General features: G+C 33.6%; 25 protein-coding genes and 2 tRNA genes. 19 read left to right on the top strand and 8 right to left on the bottom strand.

Going from position 1 to position 18408, the window contains the following annotated elements:
- Nucleotides 1-17: 17 nt before the first annotated feature.
- Nucleotides 18-743, bottom strand: a complete 726-nt coding sequence (locus QY322_01140) for an FAD-dependent oxidoreductase (protein ID WKZ25894.1) — start codon at nucleotides 741-743, stop codon at nucleotides 18-20.
- 16 nt (nucleotides 744-759) lie between these two features.
- Here QY322_01140 and QY322_01135 point away from each other — a divergent pair, with 16 nt between their 5' ends.
- On the top strand, nucleotides 760-936 hold the full coding sequence (locus QY322_01135; protein WKZ25893.1) for a hypothetical protein: 177 nt from the start codon (nucleotides 760-762) through the stop codon (nucleotides 934-936).
- A 2-nt stretch (nucleotides 937-938) separates the two neighbouring features.
- Here the strand turns inward: QY322_01135 and QY322_01130 are convergent, their stop codons facing one another.
- Both QY322_01130 and QY322_01125 read right to left on the bottom strand, forming a co-directional pair.
- Nucleotides 939-1253, bottom strand: a complete 315-nt coding sequence (locus QY322_01130; GenBank protein ID WKZ25892.1) for a hypothetical protein — start codon at nucleotides 1251-1253, stop codon at nucleotides 939-941.
- Nucleotides 1254-1496: 243 nt separating this feature from the next.
- The gene (locus tag QY322_01125; GenBank protein WKZ25891.1) at nucleotides 1497-2417 is read right to left on the bottom strand and encodes a DNA translocase FtsK; all 921 of its coding nucleotides are present in this window, start codon (nucleotides 2415-2417) and stop codon (nucleotides 1497-1499) included.
- 105 nt (nucleotides 2418-2522) lie between these two features.
- Here QY322_01125 and QY322_01120 point away from each other — a divergent pair, with 105 nt between their 5' ends.
- The 5 genes from QY322_01120 to QY322_01100 are packed head-to-tail and all read left to right on the top strand — an operon-like array spanning nucleotide 2523 to nucleotide 6103.
- Entirely contained in the window at nucleotides 2523-3506 is a 984-nt protein-coding gene (locus QY322_01120) for a DNA cytosine methyltransferase (GenBank protein WKZ25890.1), read from the top strand.
- Nucleotides 3507-3550: 44 nt separating this feature from the next.
- Nucleotides 3551-3769: a helix-turn-helix transcriptional regulator gene (locus QY322_01115; GenBank protein ID WKZ25889.1), complete on the top strand. Its 219-nt coding sequence runs from the start codon at nucleotides 3551-3553 to the stop codon at nucleotides 3767-3769.
- Between the two features lie 6 nt (nucleotides 3770-3775).
- A complete protein-coding gene (locus tag QY322_01110) occupies nucleotides 3776-4816 on the top strand; it encodes a hypothetical protein (protein WKZ25888.1) in 1041 nt (346 codons plus the stop codon).
- Complete coding sequence (locus tag QY322_01105; protein ID WKZ25887.1) at nucleotides 4809-5300, top strand: hypothetical protein; 492 nt, start codon at nucleotides 4809-4811, stop codon at nucleotides 5298-5300. The genes QY322_01110 and QY322_01105 overlap by 8 nt, the downstream gene beginning before the upstream one ends.
- Before the next feature lie 11 nt (nucleotides 5301-5311).
- Nucleotides 5312-6103 (top strand): hypothetical protein, encoded by a 792-nt coding sequence (locus QY322_01100; GenBank protein ID WKZ25886.1) that lies wholly within the window; start codon nucleotides 5312-5314, stop codon nucleotides 6101-6103.
- A gap of 35 nt (nucleotides 6104-6138) precedes the next feature.
- On the opposite strand, the gene QY322_01095 is transcribed toward QY322_01100, so the two are convergent.
- The 3 genes from QY322_01095 to QY322_01085 all read right to left on the bottom strand — a co-directional run bounded on the left by QY322_01095 (nucleotide 6139) and on the right by QY322_01085 (nucleotide 7575).
- Nucleotides 6139-6318, bottom strand: a complete 180-nt coding sequence (locus QY322_01095) for a hypothetical protein (GenBank protein ID WKZ25885.1) — start codon at nucleotides 6316-6318, stop codon at nucleotides 6139-6141.
- A gap of 28 nt (nucleotides 6319-6346) precedes the next feature.
- Complete coding sequence (locus QY322_01090) at nucleotides 6347-7498, bottom strand: DUF2779 domain-containing protein (GenBank protein ID WKZ25884.1); 1152 nt, start codon at nucleotides 7496-7498, stop codon at nucleotides 6347-6349.
- Nucleotides 7499-7502: 4 nt separating this feature from the next.
- Nucleotides 7503-7575 (bottom strand) — tRNA-Thr (locus QY322_01085).
- A gap of 73 nt (nucleotides 7576-7648) precedes the next feature.
- On the opposite strand from QY322_01085, the gene QY322_01080 reads away from it, so the two are divergent.
- Both QY322_01080 and QY322_01075 read left to right on the top strand, forming a co-directional pair.
- Nucleotides 7649-8467 carry a BRO family protein gene (locus tag QY322_01080; GenBank protein ID WKZ25883.1) on the top strand — a complete coding sequence of 273 codons (819 nt, stop codon included), beginning with the start codon at nucleotides 7649-7651 and terminating at the stop codon, nucleotides 8465-8467.
- Between the two features lie 3 nt (nucleotides 8468-8470).
- A complete protein-coding gene (locus QY322_01075) occupies nucleotides 8471-9511 on the top strand; it encodes a DUF2130 domain-containing protein (protein ID WKZ25882.1) in 1041 nt (346 codons plus the stop codon).
- Between the two features lie 11 nt (nucleotides 9512-9522).
- On the opposite strand, the gene QY322_01070 is transcribed toward QY322_01075, so the two are convergent.
- Together QY322_01070 and QY322_01065 are read right to left on the bottom strand one after the other, a co-directional pair.
- Nucleotides 9523-9593: transfer RNA gene (locus QY322_01070), tRNA-Gly, on the bottom strand.
- 84 nt (nucleotides 9594-9677) lie between these two features.
- Nucleotides 9678-10211 (bottom strand): LysM peptidoglycan-binding domain-containing protein, encoded by a 534-nt coding sequence (locus QY322_01065; GenBank protein WKZ25881.1) that lies wholly within the window; start codon nucleotides 10209-10211, stop codon nucleotides 9678-9680.
- Nucleotides 10212-11080: 869 nt separating this feature from the next.
- Here QY322_01065 and QY322_01060 point away from each other — a divergent pair.
- The 11 genes from QY322_01060 (at nucleotide 11081) to gatA (ending at nucleotide 18398) form a co-directional block, all read left to right on the top strand.
- Nucleotides 11081-11638, top strand: coding sequence for a cysteine hydrolase (locus QY322_01060; protein WKZ25880.1), 558 nt, complete (start codon nucleotides 11081-11083; stop codon nucleotides 11636-11638).
- 121 nt (nucleotides 11639-11759) lie between these two features.
- Nucleotides 11760-12122 (top strand): hypothetical protein, encoded by a 363-nt coding sequence (locus tag QY322_01055; protein WKZ25879.1) that lies wholly within the window; start codon nucleotides 11760-11762, stop codon nucleotides 12120-12122.
- 109 nt (nucleotides 12123-12231) lie between these two features.
- Nucleotides 12232-12579 (top strand): hypothetical protein, encoded by a 348-nt coding sequence (locus QY322_01050; GenBank protein WKZ25878.1) that lies wholly within the window; start codon nucleotides 12232-12234, stop codon nucleotides 12577-12579.
- A 24-nt stretch (nucleotides 12580-12603) separates the two neighbouring features.
- On the top strand, nucleotides 12604-12927 hold the full coding sequence (locus QY322_01045; GenBank protein ID WKZ25877.1) for a hypothetical protein: 324 nt from the start codon (nucleotides 12604-12606) through the stop codon (nucleotides 12925-12927).
- A 13-nt stretch (nucleotides 12928-12940) separates the two neighbouring features.
- A complete protein-coding gene (locus tag QY322_01040; GenBank protein ID WKZ25876.1) occupies nucleotides 12941-13138 on the top strand; it encodes a hypothetical protein in 198 nt (65 codons plus the stop codon).
- A 47-nt stretch (nucleotides 13139-13185) separates the two neighbouring features.
- Entirely contained in the window at nucleotides 13186-13407 is a 222-nt protein-coding gene (locus QY322_01035; protein WKZ25875.1) for a hypothetical protein, read from the top strand.
- Nucleotides 13408-13452: 45 nt separating this feature from the next.
- Complete coding sequence (locus tag QY322_01030; protein WKZ25874.1) at nucleotides 13453-15150, top strand: hypothetical protein; 1698 nt, start codon at nucleotides 13453-13455, stop codon at nucleotides 15148-15150.
- Nucleotides 15151-15197: 47 nt separating this feature from the next.
- A complete protein-coding gene (locus tag QY322_01025; protein ID WKZ25873.1) occupies nucleotides 15198-15758 on the top strand; it encodes a LemA family protein in 561 nt (186 codons plus the stop codon).
- A 119-nt stretch (nucleotides 15759-15877) separates the two neighbouring features.
- A complete protein-coding gene (locus tag QY322_01020; GenBank protein WKZ25872.1) occupies nucleotides 15878-16687 on the top strand; it encodes a M48 family metallopeptidase in 810 nt (269 codons plus the stop codon).
- A 20-nt stretch (nucleotides 16688-16707) separates the two neighbouring features.
- Complete coding sequence (gene gatC, locus QY322_01015) at nucleotides 16708-17019, top strand: Asp-tRNA(Asn)/Glu-tRNA(Gln) amidotransferase subunit GatC (protein WKZ25871.1); 312 nt, start codon at nucleotides 16708-16710, stop codon at nucleotides 17017-17019.
- Entirely contained in the window at nucleotides 17016-18398 is a 1383-nt protein-coding gene (gatA, locus tag QY322_01010; protein ID WKZ25870.1) for an Asp-tRNA(Asn)/Glu-tRNA(Gln) amidotransferase subunit GatA, read from the top strand. The genes gatC and gatA overlap by 4 nt, the downstream gene beginning before the upstream one ends.
- Nucleotides 18399-18408 lie beyond the last annotated feature (10 nt).

Below are 18408 nucleotides of genomic sequence, written 5' to 3'. Positions count from 1 at the left end.
TATTAGGATACATTTTTTTAATATCCAGTGAATTTTTCTGACTTAATGTTATCTTCTGAGATGTTTAAGTTTACAAGTAATTCTTCCACTGCATCAACAAATGGATTGGGACCAACAACCCAAGCAGTAAAATTGACTATAACTAAATTCCACTGATTAATAAGTTTTTTTAATTTAATTTCATCAATCCTACCATCAACAGATGTGTCTATGTACTCAATTTTTAGGTTGCTGTATTCTTTTTGCCATGTGTCTAATTCTTTTTTAAAAACAAAATCACTGTCTGAGTTTGAATAGATTAAATATATTGGTGTGCTTAGGCCACTATCGATAGCATATTTAATCATTGATCTAAATGGAGTAATACCTATTCCACCAGCAATGAACAAATTGATTTGGGGTAGCGGTGGACGGCTTAGTTTATCTGGATTGTTGGTAGGTAAAACAAAAAAACCTTGTGGGCCACGTCCCTCTACAACTGTGCCAACGGAAAGTTCATCCAAGGTTTTTTTATATCCTGATTCCTCCCTCATTCTGGTAGTAACTTTTATATCATCTCCTTCAGTTGGGGAGTTTGAGATTGTAAAGTGGCGTGTTTCTCCCCTTGCATCTGGATAGTTTAATTTGGGAAGGGTAATGTATATATATTGCCCTGCTTCAAAATTAATTTTTTCATTGGGTCTAAAAACAAAAGTCTTTGTACCTTTTGCCTCGTCCAACTTCTTGACAAGTTTAAACTGCATAGTATGATAATATCATATGTGTTTCAATTGCGGATGCGATATTCCAGATGACAATATGGGTAAGCCCGATGTAAAAGGTGCATCTTTAACTGATGCTTCTTTTGAAGAAATGGCCAGAGAGTGGGGTATGACAGTTGAAGAAACAAAGAAAAACGTATACAAACTTCTTAAAAAACAATTAGAGAAAAATTAAATTTATTTTTCTTTCTGAAGTAGCTTCCAGTGATATTTATATAGAGGGAAACCAACTAAAATCATAGCAATGGCGTTTGAAGCTTGTCTTTGCCTTTGTCTGGTGTTTTCCCTATCTGCCATTTTTTGTTCTTCCTCATAGTTTACTTCTTCCATACCTTCTAACTTTACAGGTCTTGCATATTCATATTTGTCAGCATCTTGGAAAAGATATATTTTTAGTCCTAAATCAACAAGTTGAACTGATCCAATCACAGCAATTAACAGCCCAATGAAAGAAAAAAGATATAAATATAGAAGTCTAATTGAAAATTTCATAATACTTTAAAAATAATTATACACTATTTAATCTTTTAAATAAAAATTACAGTTCTGAAAATCAAAAAACTCAATCCGAAGATTGAGTAAATTGGTGAAGCGACGTCTTAAATAATGTTTACCCTTAACTTTAACGTCCCGGATATTCCGAGGGAACATTAAGGCACTACTTAAGTTATTAGTGTACGCTTCAATAGAATATTACCACCATAGCAAGCGCTTGTCAATAGTTTTGAGGCTAAATTAGCTAAGATTTGCTAAATAATCTATAACTTTCACTTTGTCTAATTCAGTTATTCTAATTTTTATTTTTTCCTTAAAACTAAATACTGCTTCAGCTTCTCCAAATTTACTAAACTCAAGTCTTGCGGGGATATTGTCTTTGATTTGTTTTGGAAAGTCACCAAGTCTATCACCAAGCAAAATTAAATGAATTTTTGCATATGCACCCATTGAAGAAATTCTTTTGATTGCATATTCAATATCACTGTTATAGAAACTGAATATATTTCCTATGTAAATAATCTCAGGAAAAGTGGTTTTATCATCTTTATTAATTATTTCAATTCTTCTATCCATTTCTCGACTTAGCCAGCGAAGTGATGAAAGAGATTCTTCAGATTTATCAATAATGGAAGTTAAAAGGTGTGGGATACTGCCAAACTTTTTAAGTTTTCCAGTCCCGTCATCAATTATTACTCTAACATCAGACAAATTAAACTTTGAAAGTAAAAACAGTAAATAAGTTTTTATATATTCATACTTTTTACTAATCACGTTCCCTGTGACAATTAAATTACCAATTCGGGTAAGGTCATTTTTTATATATGGTAAGTCAGTAGGTTTTAATAATTTTTTAATATCATCAGTTAAAAAATCTGCAACAATTGGAGTATACTCCTTAGAAGTTTCTTTAAACTCATCTTTCTTTTCAGCAACTAACCCATGATCATCTTTTGTTTTAAATTCTTTATATGATTTAATTAAAACTTCCCGAGGTTTACTGCTACCATCAGACATACCAAGTACACCAGCAGACTCTAGTTGGTCAATAATTCTAGCAGCTCTGGCGTAACCTATTGATAATCTTCTTTGCAGAAGTGAAGCAGAAGCTCTGTCATATTGAATACAAACATTTACTGCATCTTCCAGCAAATCATCCATATAATAACTATATACCTTAAAAAAACATTTCGCAAGAGTAGGGGAGTGAATAAAAACCGTAGTAATTCCTAACTATTTTGACGTCAAAAATGCTAGAATTAGTGAATGGCTAACGTTAAGCAACCAATAATTTTAACTGATTTGTTTAGTAATCCATCTAAAAAAGAGAAAAAAGGAAAATTTAAATTTATAGACTTATTTGCAGGTATTGGTGGAATTAGATTAGGATTTGAAAGTGTTGATGGTGAATGTGTTTTTTCCTCTGAATGGGATAGTCATGCACAAAAAACTTATAGTGCTAATTTTGGGGAAGTCCCATATGGTGATATAACCAAAATTAAAGCAGAAGAAATACCACCGTTTGATGTTTTGCTCGCAGGTTTTCCTTGCCAGCCATTTTCTCAGGCAGGTTTAAAGAAAGGGTTTGGAGACATCAGAGGAACACTCTTTTTTGATATTGCTAGAATTGTGGAACATCACAAACCAAAGGTTGTTTTTCTTGAGAACGTAAGAAATTTGGGAACGCACGACAAAGGTAATACTTTGAAAGTTATTGTAGGGACCCTTGAAAAACTGGGGTATAAAGTTTTTCATCAGGTGTTAAATGCAAAAGATTTTGGTTTGCCTCAAAATAGAGCAAGAATCTACATAATCGGATTTAAAGAGGATGTAGATTTTAAATTTCCTATTGAGCCCAAAACTAAAACAAGACTTGGTAATATCTTAGATAAGGAAATTGATCCAAAACATACTATTTCCGATAAATTATGGGCTGGTCACCAAAGAAGAAAGAAAGAACACAGAGAAAAAGGAAATGGTTTTGGATATTCATTGTTTAATGAGGAATCTGAATACACAAGCACAATTTCAGCAAGGTATTACAAGGACGGTTCAGAAATATTGATTGAACAAAAAGGAAAAAATCCAAGGAAAATAACACCGAGAGAAGCCGCACGCTTGCAAGGCTATCCAGAAAGTTATATTATCCCTGTAAGTGACATGCAGGCTTACAAACAGTTTGGCAATAGCGTTGCAGTACCTGTAATTAAAGCGCTTGCTAAAAATATCATAAAATTCTTCAATAAATAATATCCTATTTTGGGTTATCCTAATTAAGGATATATTATTTGTTCATGTCTAATCTAATATACACAAAAAAATATAAGTTGGTTATACAAAAACTCAAAAAATTAAGAATTAGTTTGGGTTTGACACAATTACATGTTGCCAGTAAATTAGGTAAACCTCAATCTTATATCTCCAAGATAGAATTAGGTGAACGTAGGTTGGATATTACTGAACTTGAACAAATCTCTAAAATATATAAAACAAAGGTTACTCATTTTTTATAAAATTGTATGACTAAAAACCAAATAATAGAAAGTTTGTATAAAGTAATGTGTTCATCGACAAGCTCTGTTAGTGATAGTAGGGTTACAAACAACGATTATTTTAAGCGAAGAGTATTAGGTTTTAAAGCTGAAGTAGAATTTGAGAATCTTATGCAATCAAGATCTGATACAAAGTTTCTCGAAGGAGGACAACTTATATCAAAAAAGTTATCGGGTGACAGTCGTGACAAAAACTCATTTATTTACACAACAATCTCTAGTGACAACGAAATTGACTACGTCAATATTTATAAAAAAATGTCTACATGGGAGGAAATTAAACAGTTATTATATATAAAAATTAATTTAAACGATTGGGAAACTGAACAATTTGAAACAAAAAAAAGTAAGCGACCCGAAAGATCGCAAGATCATATACTGAAGCCTAAATTTACTTTTTATTTATTTAATGCGGTGAGTGGGAAATTCAATGTTATCCAAAATGGTAATTTTGACTTTATCCTAAACAGTTTTTCTATTTCTACACAAAAAGTACGTAAATTCCCATTAAGAAAAAGAGAACAATTTGATTATTTCAATAACTATGATATTAAAATATTACAAAAGATATATGCCACGAGATATTTTTTAGATGTCGTAATGCGAAAGGCACAAGGCAGGCAAATAATAGATTTAGACGGTTTTGTTTTTATAAACAGTAATCTTTTTCTTGTAGAAATTAAAGAAAAAACTCCGATATCAAACGGCACTACTAATTTACAAAGTTGGCAATATGGTTGGGATTCTAGAAGAATACTTTGGTATTTATATTTACTAAATAAAATTAATATACCTATAATTTATAATGTAAGACAAGTTAACAATCGCGAAGATAGATTATTTGTGCAATGGGATTCAATCCTGCTGAGTGACTTTTTGACTGGGGTTAGCTGGTCGAATAGCCGTGGTGGTGGAGGTGGTGAGGATACATTGCTTGCACCTTACACCTTTTTCATAAGGCTAGAAAATTTATTATCTACATTGCTTGTAATTGATAAAGATGGATGATCTAGATTCAGTATCAAATGATGAACTTTGGTTGTTATATGCAAATTCAGTATCTGAATTAAGAAAAAGAGGTTTAGTTAGAACTAATAATATAATAGGTGACAGAGGTGAGTTTTTGGTTGTTTCAATTTGCAACTCAAAGCCAAATTATTCTAAATTACAACTAGTTCAAAAGGGCACAAAAAATATTGACGCTACTAGTAATAATGGGGACAGATATAGTATAAAAACGATGTCTGAACCGAACAAAACTACAGGTGTATTTCACGGCATGGGAAATCCTGGAGATGTAGAAATTCCGGAAAAGAAATTCGAATATCTAATTCTTGTTCAAATCGACAAAAATTATATGCCAAAATTGATTCTTGAATTAACATGGGACCAATTTCTAAAATTCAGACATTGGCATAAAACAATGCGAGCATGGAATATAAGTATAACAAAGTTAGTTTGTAATAATTCAAATATTTTATATAACAAATAATAATGTAACCTATGGATCAAAAAAGATTATTGAAATTTATTGCGGCAATATCGCTTTTGTGCATATTGGCTATAGTTGCAATCAATTTATGTTCTTCTTTGGGTCAATCATTGAAAGACAACCTAACATCTGAAATTGTCGGAGGTGGAATTGTCGGGGGTGTTATTGCTGCAATCTTTTACTATCTTCAGGAATCAAATGAGTATCAAGCAAGCAAGTCTCGGGCAAAGTCATTTTATGAACGTAGGCTATTGGTCGATATCCAAGAAGCTTATGATAGAGGTCCAAGTGTTTGGAACTTGAGCGGCCTCAATAAATTCTATTTTGATGGGTCACACATCAATCCATTGTTTGATGTATATCAAGCAAACTTTGACCAGATAAACAACCACGATGCATATTACCCAGACAACGATCTTATAAACAAATATAACGATTTTTATCAGCTTACTCGAAAAGCCTACGTATTAGGAGAGAAAATGGAAGGTATTCTTTACCAAAATGTCAGAGCAAATCACCATCAGCACAATGTGGATGCTGCAAATGATAGATCGGTAATTCAGTATCTTAGAGGAAGATTATTTTCTAACATGACTGACCAGCAAATATGCAAATACATCGGATGGTCTGCACCAAACCAGAGGGTTACGGGATTGCACGCTGCACTCATTGGCAATGCAGATATACAGAAAAGGTTAAAAGAATTGAAGGATATTAGAGAAAAGTTGGTCAAACTAACAGATCAAATCAAACGAGTGCACAAGAAAGAGCACAGAGCTTCTCAAACTGTAGCAAATGCATAATTCTTTTATTGAGCACACGATGTATAGATAAATATTTATAAGATTGTTTTTAGCTTTTCCCAAATTTTAACCATGGCGAGGGTATCGAGAGCACAGTATTCCAAGAGATCTTTTGCTTCACTTTTCGTTTTACTATTTACCATCTCCCACCAAGTTAACATTGCTTGGTCTCCTTTGTTTACTTTTAATTTTTTGTAGGAAAGCTCAGGAACCATGACAGGTAAAACATTTTTGATAGACCAGCTACCTAAAAAAGTCTGGGTGAATATATATTTCTTTGTTTATGAAATCAGCAAGGTCAATCATTCTATTATTAATACCTTCTAAAAATTCTTTATATTCAGGGTAGAGAAGTGCCATATCGTTATTTCTGCTACATTCAAACTGTTTATTCCATGAAACGACTGAGCCAACTGGGCCTATGTCTTTTTTTAACTTTTTAATTAAATTTTTTGATGGGTCTCCTGTTTCAGTTTCTAAATACTCTTTATGTGTTACTGTTCCATCATTATTTACTATGTGCAGTGAATACTGAAAAACCATGTGTTGATATGGCTTGTAGTTATTATAAATTGGTATTGCTAGTGAATATGTTTCATAGTCTAAAAAGTAAATTGGATATGTAAAAGAATCTAAAAACTCTTTTAATCTTTGACTGTTTAAGTATGGCTTGTTGTTTGAAATTACTGTGACTACTCTTTTTTGTTTTTCGTTTAACTCAATACTCTCTGGAATTTTTGTAATGTCTAGTATTTTCATATCTACTAACTCTCTTTTCTTTTTGTAATTTAAGTAGGGTATATTAAAAATTGATTTCTCCGGTAGATTTGGATAGCAGAGATTAATACAGGGGCAGGTTTTGGGGTTTAGGCAGTTTTCTATATAGTCTTTACTTTCTTTATTTGCTACATTTATGGCGTCTAGAATCTTTTCTTGCACTACTGGTTTTAATTCCCTAATTTGCTTTGTTAAGTCTGTAATTACAAAAAATGCGTTAACATCAATTTCACCTTTTTTGACATAATCCTTATTTATAGTAACCGTGAAAACTTTTTTAAGTTTTACCTTTTCTTCTGTGGCAATTGCTTGAAAGGCTAAATCAAACAAATGTTCCTTTTTCACTTCTGTTGAGCTTTTAACTTCATATAAATTAGCGCTACCATCATCAAACTTGATTAATGCATCCTGCCTGATTTCTAGTTCATCAGTAATATATGGTTTTTGCCAAACTGCGTGAGGTAATAGTTTTCTTGCAAGTTTTTCAACATCATATCCTTGCTTCATTAAATGTTGTTCATATGCAGAGGGGGTCTTTTTGTCTAATTTTTTGTGTTTCTTGGCCCAGAGATGTAGTGGAGCTTTTAAAAATAATAAAAAGTCTGATTTTGTAAGCATTTTGAGCCGAGGGTGAGATTCGAACTCACGACTTGCTGTTTACGATACAGCTACTCTACCAGCTGAGTTACCCCGGCGTACATAGGAATTATATAGTTTTTGACAGATTATGTATATTGACTTCGTATTATCTTGGGGTTATTGTTAATTATGACCTCCAAGGATTTAGTAATATTTAAAGGAAAAAATATTCGCAGGCATTGGGATGAAAAACAAGAAAAATGGTTTTTTTCTGTAGTGGATATAATTGGCTTGCTCACTGAAAGCAGTATTCCAAAACGATATCTATCTGATCTAAAACGTAAGTTAAAGTTGGAAAATAGTAAGGTGTACGAAAAAATCGTACAACTGAAAATGATCTCAACTGATGGCAAGAAATACTTGACTGATGCTGCTGACGTTGAAACTTTGTTTCGTTTAATCCAGTCTGTTACATCTCCAAAAGCCGAGCCGATTAAACTTTGGCTGGCAAAAGTAGGCCATCAAAGAATTCAAGATATGTCAGATCCTGAAAGGTCTTTAAACCGGGCTCGGGACTACTGGCAAAGAATGGGTAGGAGCCAAAAATGGATACAGCAGAGAATGATGGGTCAGGAAATACGAAACAAGTTGACAGATTACTGGAAGGATCACAAGGTTAAAAAGGAAAATGAATATGCAATATTAACAAACATCATCCATCAAGAGTGGAGCGATTTGACAGTTAGGGAGCACAAAAACCTAAAAGGTCTGGCTAATCAAAATTTAAGAGATCACATGTCTGATGCTGAATTGATATTTACTGCTTTAGCTGAACTTTCAACAAGGCAAATTTCAGAAGCAGAAAATGCAGTTGGCTTTAAAGAGAATAAAATTCCTGCTGTTAAAGGTGGTAGAATAGCGAAACGAGCAAGGCTTGACTTAGAATCAAAAACAAACCAAAAAGTGGTAACTGGCAGAAATTATTTAAAATTGAAAAACAAAAAATAAACTATGGCAAATACTGTTAAATGTAATAAATGTGGGAATATAATTGATGTTGCTGAGCAACTAGCCCATGATATTAAAGACTCCATAATTTTAGAAGAACGTAAAAAAGCCCAAAATGAGGTTGATGAAGTTAGAAGAAAATTCACGTCAGATATGGGCAAACTTCTTGATGAAATAAAAACCCTGCGTGAAAAAGATGAAATGAGAGAAGTAGAGATGAAAAAGAAACTAATGGAGAGTGAAGACACAATCAGAAGTGAAGCTAGGAAAAAAGCTGCAGAAGAACATCAGTTAAAAGATGTAGAAAAAGAAAAATTAATTAATGACCTTAAAAAATCACTTGAAGAAGCACAAAAGAAAGCTAATCAAGGATCACAACAAACACAAGGAGAAACACTTGAACTTACAATTGAGACTAAATTAAAACAGGAATTTCCTAATGATGAAATTAATGAAGTTAAAAAAGGTGTTAGGGGTGCTGATGTAATCCAGACCGTAGTTGATAAATTAGGCAGAAATTGCGGAAACATAATCTGGGAAAGTAAAAATGCAAAATGGAGTGATACTTGGATTACCAAACTTAAAGAAGATCAAAGACAGGCCAAGGCTGACCTTGCAGTCCTAGTCTCAATTAATTTGCCAGAAGACTTAAAAGATAAAGGTGTTGGTTTTAAAGATGGGGTTTGGGTTTGTAATATTAGTAATTTTACACTTCTTGCCATGTCTCTACGATTCAATCTTGTGAATATCTATCATGAAAAACAAAACGCCACCAACGTAGATGAAAAAATGAAGGTGTTGTATGAGTATTTGACTGGAAATGAATTTAAACATAGAGTAGAAGGAATCGTAGAAGCCTTTGGAACCATGCAAGAAGATATAGAAAAAGAAAAAAGGTGGTTTAGTAGCAAATGGGCAAGGCAAGAAAAAGAAATTAGAAAAGTAATTGACCATACTCATGGGATGTATGGAGATCTTCAAGGGGTAACAGGAAGGGCACTGCCTGATATCAAATCACTAGAATTGTCCGAAGATACGGACTAAATTTAATTTTGAGCGGGATACGAGGGTCGCACTCGTTTCTCCTCCTTGGGAAGGAGGTGTTAGACTGTTTAACTAATCCCGCAGAGACTTTAGGTATGAAACATAATTTCATACCCCGCTGTTTAGCGAGATTATTATATATCTTTACCTCATCTAAAAACAATTTTTACCTAGGTAGTACAAGTATATTTCCTGAGTGGATTATGTTTGGATTAGCAATATTATTTGCTTTTGCAATGTCTGCCCATCTATAACCATCTCCATATGCTCTGACTGATATATCCCAAAGTGAATCACCTTTTACTACTTCATATGTTGCTGAGGTAATTGCATTCTCTGTTTGTTCTACTTCTGCAATTTCAAGGTTAGGAATTATCAATTCTTGCCCCTCTTCTATAACAGATGCATTTTCTAATTTGTTTTCAGTTGCAATATCTACCCATTTAAAACCATCACCATAGTAATTTTCTGCCAAAATCCAAAGATTTTCACCTTTTGCCACAGTATGTTTTTTAGTTGTAGATTCGATTGAGTTGTTTAATAGTTCTTCAGGGATTCTTCCACTGTCATTTCTCAAATACTTAACTGTCAAACTTCCTACAATTAAAACAACAATTAGACCTAAGACCATGGAAATTGAAGATTCATTAAGTTTAATAGCTTTCAATGTCTTTTTTAAGTTAAATTTCAAATTATTCACCACCAATCATATTTTTTAAAATCTTCTGAAGGGCAAGTCACTTTATAAAAAATTATAAGTGTTTAGAAGCTAAACGCAATTTATATTAGATTTGATTTGAAGTCAAGTGGGACAAACTTAGGCATCATTTTAGAAAGTGATTGATTCTGTGCCTTTCGCTACCTATAATAACCCAAATGTCAAAGGATATTATTTCTATCACTTCAGTTAAGGACTCAACTGGCCATCTTGTAATTTGTAACAAATGTAAAGTTGTTATATCACAAGACAAGGGTCATCCTGTAGACCGATCGACAGTAGCAACGCGTGTAGCTTGCCATATTAGCATCCCAAAAACGTTTTTTGGTGAAGTTTGTCATGAAATCATGACACTGGATATTAAAGACGGATCAATAATAGAGGGTATTGTCGTCGGAAAGACATATTCAGATTAGGTTTTATCCAACTAGAAATTATTATTGGTAGCACGCGTGTCTATTTTATAGTAAAATACCATTAAGTTAATTTGGTGGGGTCGTAGCTCAATTGGTTAGAGTGCTTCCCTGTCGAAAGTGGCAGCTCTTTTTAGCAATATAAAGATGAACATCAGGCTAATTCGGGGAAACCTTTAAAATGGTAATCCCGAGCTAAATCGTCGCAAATGCGTCGTAAATGTGTAGAGACTATATACCTGGCAACCCACGAGGTTGATGAGATAGTCCAAGCTTAAAGGAAACTTTAGGATTTATTGCACGGAAGAGGTTGCGAGTTCGAGTCTCGTCGATCCCGCCAAGTTAATTTATAGATGTCACTAAGTATTTTGCTTCAGTTAACCATGTCAAACCGTATATACTTCACAACGAAGTTGGGTATTTTGGTATAATATATTTATGAATCCAGCCTTAATTATAATCGATATGCAAAAAGGTTTTTTTGCAAAAGAAGAGTTAAATAAACAAAGAGATAATTTAGTTCAAAATATAAACGATTTAGTTAATGAGTTTAGAAATTCAAAGTTTTCTATTGTCTGGATAAAACAATCAATGAAACCAGATTTAAGTGATGCCCCTTTAGGAAATAAAAAGTCTGGTAAGGTTGAAGTGGCCGAAGGTACAATGGACAACGAATTGCTTGACGGATTGAACGAGAGTGATTACGACACTTTTATCATTAAAAAAAGATATAGTGGCTTCTTTAAAACAAATTTGGATGAAGTTTTAACTCAATTAAAACCTAGCCACCTAATTTTTTGTGGAATAAATACTCATGCCTGTGTACGTACAACAGTTATCGATGCTTATATGCGTGATTACGAAATTGTAATAGCTAAAGATTGTGTTGGTTCGTATGACCAAACACATCATGATGTTAGTATGAAATACTTTTCACCAAATATCGCACAGGTAAAAACTAATAAGGAGATTAAAGAAATAATTCACAAACTCTAAACTCGTACAATTGACCTCGCCGTGAATTTTAGGCACAAAGTACACTTGACTGTACCATCTCCCAACTCAAACTTTTAACCTATAATATTGCAAAATTCAAATATTGATTATATAATAACGTATGATCGAAAGTATCAACTCTATTCATCCGGGAGATGGAACAAGGGAATTGAACTGGAGCAGGGCTTGTAAAGCAATTCCTAGCCTACTCGCACAAGGAGCCGTCGATTTGTCTTCTCATGGTATAAAAATAAGCCAGGGCGCTCTTGGTTTGGTGGCTGTAGATGGAAATCATAGGTTGGCTAGAGTTTTACAATTAGTAGGACCAAGTTTGAGTGTAGCTTTTCATTTAGACGAGGAAAATGAAGAGATTGCTGATACATTAATTTCTGAGATGAATAAAAACGATGTAACCGATTTTCACAAATTCTTACAAATGTGTGAAAAAAGGCAATTTATAAGACCACACAACGAAACTTTATAAATACTTACCAAAGTGTTAATTGGATTCTAAACTCGTATCATTGATTCTGTTAAATTAATTAGAGGTGGATAGTACGGAAATATAAATCTTTGGTATACTACCAGTAGTTATGAGAACTAAATACACGAAACAGCTGTGCGTAGACATAGTTTTTTTAGATTCTGTGGTTGAGGATCAGTTTCTTAAGTTCTATGAGAAAATTTTAGAAAGATCTTCTTATTCTCATGGATCAATTTACAGGCATGAAAATGAAACACGAACAAAGTTAAATGGACCTGAGAGCTCAGTACTGATTGGAATGGCCAGCAAGTTTATTGATGGGGAGATTATAGGTGTTGATGGTGTTCTAAATGATGGAATTAACGTGTCTGCTAATGTCACCGGTAGTGAGGCGGGTAGGATTAAGGGGGACAAAAATAGGTTTAGGGTAAAGGCTGAAATAGATATCAGTATATGATCTAAGATATTTATCTTAAAATCAATGATAATTAAAAAATACAAAAATAAACAAGTTCTTCTTTTAGATAAAAACAAAAATGGAGTGGATGATAGATTAGATTTAGTTACTAATATTTGTGCAGTTTTACTTCCCTTTACCACCTTAGATCAGCTTTACATTATTTACGTCAAACGCCAAACTGAAGGAGTTTCTTCTTTTACTTGGTTAATGTATGGTTTACTAACTATACCTTTGTTAATGTATTCCTTAAAAAGAAAAGATTTTCCAATGATTTTATTAAATGGATTATGGGTAGTTTTTGATTTTGCAGTTTGGTTTGGTGTTACAATTTATAAAATTACTTAAAAAAATCAAATATATGGGTGAAAAACAGTTGTCTGATGAAGATATAAAAAAAATTCTTGAAGAATCACTAGAAAAAGATAAAAAGAAAAAGATTCCTCGGGGTGGTGATCAAAGACCAATAGTTCAAGAAGAAATTATTAAGGAAAATATTAAAAAGAAAGGTAAAGTTTGGGAAGAAGACAAAAAAGGTGAAGATGAACAAAATCAGTAATCTTAATTATTTTTGCATATTTTTCAAACATATAATATAATTACATTATGACTGAGGTAACTGAATCAAAGATAGATATCGCTACTGCTGCACAAGGTGAGGCTATCACTAGACCAGCTGTAGATACAAATATAGGTAGTAGAGTAGAAAAACTAAACGACGAACTAAAAAATGGCGCGCAGTTTAAGAAATTGAAACAGGAGGCATTTTTAAAAGGATGGACTCCAGCACAATTAGATGCAAAAGTTAGAGAATTAGGTATTCGTTAGTCATTCTTAATCACAAGAAGTAGCATCAGATGCTATAATTTATTCATGACCAATCTTCAAATTGCAGAACTTTTGAAAAATGTATCAGCTACCTATCAATTAAAAGACCCTATAAAGTATAAATTTCAGGCAATTGCATATGATAGAGCTGCAACTTCAGTTGAACATGCCACTTCAGAACTTAAAGATTTGTGGGATGATGGAAAACTAGACGATGTTCCCGGTATTGGGCCTTCAATTGCAAAACACCTTGACGAGGTATTTAGAACTGGTGAATCAAAGCATTTTAAAGATTTAATGAAAGATATACCCCAAGATGCATTTAAACTAATGATTTTGCCCAAAGTAGGATTAAAAACAGCATTGAAAATGCTTGCAGAACTTCCAAAACCTGAAATTAAAGAAAAACTGCTTGAAGCTCAAAAAATGGCTACCAAAACAAAAAGACTACTACTACCATATGCTGAAAAACTTGCTTCTGAGGTTATGGAGTGGCTTAAAATGAGCCCCCACATCAAAAAGTTAGATACACTAGGCTCTTTGCGTAGAAAGACCGCTACAGTGGGCGACATTGACATAGCAGTTGCCACAGATAATCCAACTGAAGTCATTAAAAAGTTTGTAGAATATCCAAAAACACAAAAAATTATTGAAAAAGGGGATCGCACAGCTTCACTTTTGCTTCCTGGTGATGTACAAGTTGATATTCTAGTAATGGACCCTGCCAGATATGGCTCAGTCCTGCAACACTTTACAGGTAGTAAGTTCCATAACATTGCTCTTCGAGAACGTGCCAAAAAATTAGGTTACAGTTTGAATGAATATGGAGCAAAAGACACTAAAAACCCAAAGAAAGAAAGATTAAGCTTTGCAAATGAACAAGACTTCTACAATTTTTTAAAACTTACATATATTGAACCTGAACTCAGAGAAGACACTGGAGAAATAGAAGCATCTTTAAATGATAAGCTACCTAATTTGGTTTCCGTAGAAGACGTTAAGGGGGACTTACAAATACATAGTGATTTTGATATTGAAACTTCACACGACTTAGGTGCTAGCAGTATGCAAGAAATAGTTAGTAAAGCTAATAATCTAAACTACGAATATATTGCTTTCACTGAGCACAACCCCAGTAAAAGTAAACATAGCGAATCTGAAATTATTAATATCTTAAAAAGAAAAAAAGAAGTTGTAGATCAACTTAATTACTCAGTCGTGAAAAGTGGAACAGGTAGTGTAAAAAAAGTGTTCAATAGCCTCGAGATTGACATAGGTAAGGACGGAAGTTTGCCAGTTTCCGTGAAAGGGTTAGAAACTTTAGACTTTGCATTAGTTTCAATTCATACTGTTTTTGATCTTAATAGAGACGATATGACTAAAAGAGTTTTAACAGCTCTTAGTCATCCAAAGGTGAAAATATTCGCCCATCCAACTGCAAGAAAAATTAACGAAAGAGAGGGCGTTGAACTTAACTGGGAAGTTATTTTTGACTTTTGTCTAAAAAACAATAAGTGGATTGAGATTAATTCAGACCCAATGCGGTTGGACTTACCAGATACTTTAGTACGTGAAGCTGTCAAACTAGGTGTTAATCTGACATTGGGGACTGATACCCATGAGGTTTCAATGATGGATAATATGAGGTATGGAGTAGACGTTGCAAGAAGAGGTTGGTGCCAAAAGAAAGATATAATAAACACCTTAAGTTTAGAGGAGTTTCTGAAAAGACTTGTCATTTAAATCCTAATATCCTATTATCAATTTAGTTGAAGGGTGGTGATTAATATATGAATATTACAATTATTTTAATAGGACTATCTGTTTTATTAGTGCTTTGGGTTATTTCAACATATAATTTTTTTGTATCAAGCAAGGCAAGAATTAAAGCTTCAATTCAAGAAATAGGCAATCAACTTAAAAGACAAGCAGACTTAATTCCAAACCTAGAGGTTTCTGTAAAAGGTTATATAAAGCACGAAAAAGGAATAATGGAAATGTTATCTGAAGCTAGAAAGTTACTTTCTAAAGGTCAAGATGCATCGAAACAAATTTCTGAGGCTTTGTCTGGACTTAAGATAGTAGTTGAAAGCAATCCTGAACTTAAGGCCAATACAGTTGTGGAAAACTTAATGGGTGAACTTAGAGATACATCTGACAAAGTCATGTACGCAAGAAGACTTTTGATTGACTTAACAGCTGACTATAATGTTAAAAGAGTTTCTGTTCCAAGTAATCTTGTTGCCAACATGTTTAAGTTTGATGAACTTAAAGGTTTAGAAACAGCAGAAGATGGTGAACATCTAACTGTAAGCTCAGCAGAGATGAAATCACCAAAAGTTAATCTCTAATGCAAAATATATACGAGGTTCAGCAAAGTAATAAAGTGAAAAGCGCAGTTATAACTGTGTTATTTTTAGTGTTTTCATTTCTTACAATTTATATTTTTGGTCAAGCCTTTGGATATTACATGGATTACCGAGTTGGAGGTCTAGGTTATGTTGGTATTGCATTGATAATTTCAGGTGTTTCTACTTTTATCAGTTACTACTATTCAGATAAAATTGTGCTTTCAATATCAAGCGCAAGAGTTGCAAATAAGGCAGAAGATAAAATATTTAGAAGTGTTGCAGAAAATCTTTCAATTGGATCTGGGCTTCCCTTACCAAAATTATATGTAATTGAAGACTCAGCACCCAATGCTTTTGCAACAGGGCGTGACCCAGATCATGCCGTGGTTTGTGTTACAACTGGACTTCTTGCCAAGTTAAACAGGACTGAACTTGAAGCAGTTGTGGCTCACGAGATGGCACATATTAAAAATTATGACATAAGGCTTATGAGTATTGTGTCCGTGATGGTTGGTTTAATCGCACTTCTTGCTGATTGGTTTTTGAGAGTAAGTTTCCACGGAAGAGGTTCTGATAGAAGTGAAAAAAATCAACTTGGGGCAATTATAATGATTTTAGGACTAGTTTTTGCCCTATTATCGCCAATCATCGCAAGCCTAATTAAACTTGCAATTTCAAGACGAAGAGAATTTATGGCAGATGCAACTGCAGTGTCTTTAACTCGTCAGCCTCAGGGACTCATTTTGGCATTACAGAAAATATCAAATGACCACGAGCCATTAGAAGCTGCAAACAAAGCAACCGCTCACCTTTATTTTGAAAGTCCATTTAAAGACAAATCAAAATCGCAAGTTTCTTGGTTCTCAAATCTATTTAATACTCACCCACCAGTAAAAGAAAGAATAGCAACACTACAAAAAATGGCGTAAGTGAAGTATTATATGTCCATATGGTCAAGTTAACCAAAGGACAAGTTTTGCATACAGCCCAGCTTTCAAACCTTGTTTTAACTGACAATGAAATTGCCAAGTTTACTCCACAGTTGACCAAAGTCATTGAATTTATAGGTCAACTTAAAGAAGTTAACACAGATAATGTAGAGCCAACAACCCAAACAACGGGCTTAAGTAACATCACAAGAAAAGATGAAATCAATTCACTCCCTGTACTTACAAAAGATAAAGCGTTATCAGGGACAGACAATAGCCATAATGGCTTTTTTAAAGTTCCTGCCATTCTAGAAGGGAGAAGTGACAAATGACTTACCCCTTAACCATTAAAGAAACACAAGATGGTCTAAAATCTAAAAAGTTTAGTGCTGTTGAACTAGTTGACCACTATCTTGCAAGAATTAAAAAATACAACAGTAAATACAATATATTTCTAACTGTTAGTCAAGAAAAAGCATATGAAAAAGCAAAAGAACTTGATAAGTCAGGTGATTTTTCAAACCCACTTTCTGGAGTTACTGTTTCATACAAGGATATATTTTTGACTGAATCTATAAGAACGACTGCTGGATCAAAAATACTAGAAAGCTACATACCACCATATTCAGCAACTTCGGTTAAAAAACTTGAAAATGCAGGAGCAATCCCACTTGGAAAACTTAACTGTGATGCTTTTGCACACGGAAGTAGTGGTGAGAATTCAGACTTTGGAGTTACAAAGAATCCTTGGAATGAAGAATATATAGCTGGCGGTTCTTCTTCAGGTTCTGGCGCTGTTCTTTCAGCAAACTTAAGTTTAATCTCAACTGGCACAGATACTTGTGGATCAATTAGATTACCTGCTAACTATAATCATATAGTTTCTCTAAAACCGACATACGGAGCAATATCAAGATATGGAGTAATTGCAATGGCAAGCTCACTTGACACTGTGGGCCCTCTTGGACATACCACCCTTGACGTTGAAACTGTATTTAATGTATTAAAAGGAGAAGATGGATTTGATGGAACTGTTAAAAATTATGATGCAGGACAAGTTAAAACATCTAAATTAAAAATTGGAGTACCAAAAGAGTTTTTTATCAAAGGCCTCTCCCTCGAAATTGAAAAAGATATACAAGAAGTTATTAGTGTTTTTAAATCGGAGGATATAGAGTTTGTTGATGTGTCACTACCTTCAACAAAGTATGCTATCTCAGTCTATTACATTATCCAACCTGCTGAAGTCTCAAGTAATTTGGGCAGGTTTGATGGAATCAGGTATGGCAATGCTAGGGACACTTTTGGCGAAGAGGCCAAACGCAGAATAATGCTTGGAAGCTATGTGTTGTCTAGTGGTTATTATGACGCCTACTATGAGAAAGCAATGAAAGTAAGAACAATTATCAAAAATGAGACTGACGACGTTTTTTCCAAAGTAGATGCAATAATAGCACCAGTTGCCCCAACTCCAGCATTTAAAATTGGTGAAAAAACAAACGATCCACTTGCTATGTACTTAACAGATATTTATGCTGCAACTGCAAATTTGTGTGGAATTCCATCAATTGCAATTCCAAGTGGATTTACAAAAAATAAGTTGCCTCTAGGTTTTCAGTTAATGGGGCCCAGATTTAAAGAGAATAACTTGTTTCATCTAGGTAAGCTGTATGAAAAAGCTACAGATTTTAAACCTAGAACAGCTTTTTAGTGAATAAATA

The organism is bacterium, from assembly GCA_030583725.1.
GTDB lineage: Bacteria > Patescibacteriota > Microgenomatia > UBA8517 > UBA8517 > JAUYMM01.
The sequence above is the reverse complement of the archived record's forward strand: the minus strand, read 5'-3'. Positions and strand labels throughout refer to the sequence as shown.